The organism is Nonomuraea sp. B12E4 (assembly GCF_039871825.1).
Taxonomy (GTDB): domain Bacteria; phylum Actinomycetota; class Actinomycetes; order Streptosporangiales; family Streptosporangiaceae; genus Nonomuraea.
In genome coordinates, this window is the sequence record NZ_JBDPME010000096.1 from 1 (window position 1) to 738 (window position 738).

1 protein-coding gene is annotated in these 738 nt (G+C 72.4%); it reads left to right on the top strand.

Annotated elements, in window-relative coordinates; genetic code table 11:
- Nucleotides 1-738 (top strand): helix-turn-helix domain-containing protein (locus ABGB18_RS49380; protein WP_347702667.1); only part of this gene is annotated, 738 nt, incomplete at both ends.

Here is a 738-nt window from a genome sequence, read left to right on the forward strand (position 1 = left end):
GACTTCCTGATCGGCGAGCTGAGCCGGGGACGGGAGCGTGAGCTGGTACGCGACCTGATCTCGCCCGACCTCCGGCTGCGCGGCGACGCGGCGCAGCGGCTGATCGAAGAAGAACTCATCACCGCCGGTCCCGTGCGCGCGCTGGTGGCGACCGTCGCGTACGAACCTGGCCAGCCGCTCGGCGACCAGGACAGGCTCGCCCTGACGGCCGGCCTCGACCACGCGCGCCGCCGCCTCCCCCCGCGCGGCGCCATCCACCTGGAACGCCCCGACCACGGCATCCTGATCCTCGTCCAGCCCGTCCCCTCCCGGGCAGAGACCGACGACCTGGCCACCGCGATCCACCGGCAGATCGCCGCCGAGAGCGGCCGGACACCTCAGGAGTGCTGGGTCGGCGTCGGCGAGCACCGCCCTGCCCTGACGGACGTCCACCTCTCCTACGCCGAGGCCAAACAGGCCGCCGACATCGCCGGAATCATCCGGAGCCTCGGCCCCGTCGTCTGGCACTCCGGCCTCGGCGTCTACGGGCTGCTGGCCGAACTGCCCTACGACCTCCTCGGCCGCAGCCTCCATCCCGGGCTGCGCCGCCTGCTTGACCACGACGGCGGCAACGACGCGCTGGTCACCACGCTGGAGACGTTCCTGGGCAACGCAGGCGACGTCAAGCGCACCGCCGCGAGCCTGTGCATCCACCGCGCGAGCCTGTACTACCGGTTGCGCAGGATCGAGGAGATCGCC